This is a genomic window from Caldanaerobacter subterraneus (assembly GCF_004345675.1).
Taxonomy (GTDB): domain Bacteria; phylum Bacillota; class Thermoanaerobacteria; order Thermoanaerobacterales; family Thermoanaerobacteraceae; genus Thermoanaerobacter; species Thermoanaerobacter subterraneus.
On sequence record NZ_SLWU01000060.1, the window covers coordinates 1 to 3,521 of the forward strand.

The window sequence follows — 3,521 nt, forward strand, 5'->3', positions numbered from 1 at the left end:
CTGCCGTGATCTTCGGAATATTTGTCTTTTACTAAATCGTATATGAAACTAAAATCTATAACTCTTTCTATCTTCCTTAAAAGGTGATCTTTTGGAACTAATTGATCTATGCTTACAAATTCTATTTGATGTCTTGCGTCCTGTTTCTTTGATAACATCTTACTTCTCCTTTCCTCTTTTGCTTCATACCACTAAAAAAACAAGGAACCCTTTTCATCATAACGGGTTCCCGATATTTTGTCAACAGTCTGAAAGGCTTTTAAGCCTTTTTATTTTTTTGTAAAAGTCAATTTGCAAACATTTTGCAAACATAAAAACAATACAAATAAACATGCTATTTTCTTTTTTATTTTTATGACCCAACTTTTTCCCACACTCATACAGATTTAACTTTTGTTTCTGTAGATATAATAAAAAATGGTGATTTTAGGACAGGATTTGAATGAAGAACAAAATTGGAAAGCTGCCTAAAAAGTCCTAGGCAGCTTTCCATTTACTCCTCTTCTTCATACCTTGCTATAATTCTTGTAGCTATTCCTCCTCTTTCCTGAAATTCGCCTATTATTTCCATAAATTTTGGCTGCAGGAATTCCACCAAATCATCTAAAATTCTGTTTATTGCATGTTCTTGCAATATACCTACATTCCTATAAGATGTAAGGTAATATTTTAAGGATTTAAGTTCTACAAGTTTTTTGTGGGGTATATACCTTATAGTAAGTTTTGCATTGTCAGGTAATCCTGTCCAAGGGCAAACAGAAGAAAATTCATCGGTAATATACTCCACGATAGTATTTTTTTCAGGATACTCATATTCAATAGATTCTAGAACTTCTTTGTCAATTTTTTCGTAACCGTAAATGTCAAATCTTCTCTCTTTATATTTATCTGTCAAATTTCACAACTCCTTTCTTTTCAATTGTGAAAAGCAAAAAATATCCAGTTACCAAAAGTACAGTTTCCGCTACTCCCACGCTTAAGAAAGTCGGAATAAATGGTATGCCTGCAGAAACCTTTAAAGTAATTGCAACTGATGCTGTAATCCAAAGGGCTATGAATATAGCTCCTATCGCTTTGTGAGTAAGTCTTCCAATGTAGTATCCAATTGTACAGCCTATTAAGTTCGAAAGAGGCATAAAAATTAATTCCATTGCACCAGCAAATGGGCTAAACAAATTTGCAAAAAAATTTCCTATCATCATGGAAATAGCATATTTTTTATTGAATACTACAATGGATTTCGTAATTTCCCCAACTCGAAATTGAACGGGTAAAAACGAAATGGACGAAAATATAATTGTGAGTGCGAAATAAATTGCTGCAACAAGAGCAATTTCAGCTAAATCTTTTATTCTTTTTTTGGGCACAAAATTACCTCCCTTGTTTTGTTAACTGGGGTTACCGCGACCCAGGTGAGCATTTTGTTGCTCACTACGATTAATTTTAACATGATTGTATGAGTAATTTGAACTAAAAAATAGCCTCTTAGCAAGTTGTAGTAGGAGTTCCTAAATATTCACTCACTATTTGCATGGCACAGAATTTCCCACACATACTGCAGGTCTTTACATTAGGCTTATTCTTAGTTACACGGTATTTTTCGGCTTTTTCAGGGTCAATGGATAGTTGTATTTGTTCATTCCAGTCTAAATTTGCCCTGGCTTTTGCCATAGCTAAATCTTTTTCTCTGGCCTTTTTTATACCTTTCGCTATATCTGCAGCATGGGCAGCAATTTTAGCAGCAATGACACCTTCTTTGACATCTTGGACGTCAGGAAGTCCAAGATGTTCTGCAGGGGTGACATAACACAGAAAATCTGCTCCTGCAAAAGCAGCAATCGCTCCTCCTATTGCAGCAGTGATGTGATCGTAGCCCGGAGCGATATCTGTTACTACCGGCCCTAGCACATAAAAAGGAGCATTGTGACAAAGACTTTTCTGTAGTTTTACATTGGCTTCGATTTGATCAATGGGAACATGACCAGGTCCTTCTACCATTACTTGAACTCCTGCTTCTCTAGCCTTTTTAACAAGTTCGCCTAAAATTATCAGCTCTTGAATTTGAGCTGCATCGGTTGCATCTTCAAGACATCCTGGTCGAAGCCCATCCCCAAGACTCAGCGTTACATCATATTTCTTTGCTATGTCTAAAAGCCTATCAAAATATTGATAAAGGGGGTTCTCTTTTTCATTATGAAGCATCCAGGCTATTGTAAAAGCTCCTCCTCTACTTACTACATTCATAATTCGTTTGTTGTCTTTAAGTCTTTTAAGGGATTCTAAAGTAAGACCGCAGTGGACAGTGATGAAATCAACTCCATCTTTTGCTTGTTCTTCTATCACTTTAAAAATAAATTCCTCAGGCATTGCTACAATGCTGCCGTATCTTGATATAGATTCTACTGCTGCTTGATACATAGGCACTGTACCAACAGGTACAGATGAGTTTTTGATTATTTCTCGTCGTGACTTGTTAACATCGCCACCAGTGCTTAAATCCATTACTGCATCTGCTCCAGCATCTATAGCTACTTTCAACTTTTCAATTTCTTTTCCAATTTCAGGAAAGGCATCGGAAGTTCCAATGTTAGCATTTACTTTTGTTGACAATCCTTTTCCTATGCCCTTGGGAACGAGATTTATGTGGTTAACATTTGCTGGTATTACTATTTCACCTTTTTTGACTCCTTCTAGGACAAATTCTTCAGACACACCTTCATAGTCTGCAACTATTTTCATCTCTTTTGTAATTATGCCTGATAAGGCATATTCTAATTGAGTCATAATAAAAACCTGGTTACCCAAACTGTACAAAAATGTACAGTTTAGATAGCTGGGGTATTTGTAGTCCGCCCTTCAGACTTTCCCAGCCCCAGCAGGCGGTATTTGGGAAAGCCATAGCCCCTGCCCCAAGAAGCAGGAACTCGCGCCCTTACGGGTCTCTCCACTTACCCTGAATTAGTAATTCTTTCAGGGTAGAGAAGTCTCTTGGCACCTTCTCAGGAGAGAGTGGCGTTACCACCGCTACCTTGAGAACTCGCCAAAAATCATAGGTACTAAAACTTGTTCCATCCAGAGGTTCTAGCACCCTTCCTGGCTCACTCTCAAGGCTTTGCAAAAATTTTATTGCTTTCTTTATCTCCTTTATATGTTTCTCTCTTAAATGCTTGTTTCTAACTGTTTTCTTTACATGCTCTTTTAATTCTTCTAATTCATCTACAGTCAATGCGTTGAGAAACTTCATATAATTATCTGGTATCTTTTCTTGAAGTCCCAACCCTCTTCTTGCTATTACATAGGCTGCTGCTACATCTTTTGTTATTATATACTGCGGTGCATATTTTAACATCCCTATTATTGAGGTGTAAGAAGGGTTGACTTCTATTACTTCTATCCCTTCTCTTTTTGCTAGTGTTTTTATTTTTAAAAGAAGTGATTTATAACTAAAGTTATGTCTTATCCTTCTTGATTTTCTCCCTGAAAAGTCCCCTCTTTTTCCTTTGTCTTTTATTTCTAATTCT

The 3,521-nt window shown here is 36.5% G+C and carries 5 protein-coding genes; all 5 read right to left on the reverse strand.

What is annotated here, in order from left to right; translation table 11 throughout:
- Positions 1 to 158, reverse strand: a 158-nt coding sequence (locus EV203_RS13105) for a transposase (RefSeq protein WP_481752965.1), incomplete at its 3' end; no start/stop codon positions are given.
- A gap of 335 nt (positions 159 to 493) precedes the next feature.
- A complete protein-coding gene (gene queF, locus EV203_RS13110) occupies positions 494 to 895 on the reverse strand; it encodes a preQ(1) synthase (RefSeq protein ID WP_132040897.1) in 402 nt (133 codons plus the stop codon).
- A complete protein-coding gene (locus EV203_RS13115; RefSeq protein WP_132040898.1) occupies positions 885 to 1,367 on the reverse strand; it encodes a QueT transporter family protein in 483 nt (160 codons plus the stop codon). Before EV203_RS13115 ends, queF begins: the two co-directional genes overlap by 11 nt.
- 118 nt (positions 1,368 to 1,485) lie before the next feature.
- Positions 1,486 to 2,784, reverse strand: coding sequence for a phosphomethylpyrimidine synthase ThiC (gene thiC, locus EV203_RS13120; protein ID WP_132040899.1), 1,299 nt, complete (start codon positions 2,782 to 2,784; stop codon positions 1,486 to 1,488).
- A 148-nt stretch (positions 2,785 to 2,932) separates the two neighbouring features.
- Positions 2,933 to 3,521 (reverse strand): IS200/IS605 family accessory protein TnpB-related protein (locus tag EV203_RS13125; protein ID WP_165911628.1); only part of this gene is annotated, 589 nt, incomplete at its 5' end.

Bases quoted from the DNA above. Each gene is read 5' to 3' on its own strand.
- thiC (WP_132040899.1), bottom strand. From the start codon at position 2,784: ATGACTCAATTAGAATATGCCTTATCAGGCATAATTACAAAAGAGATG.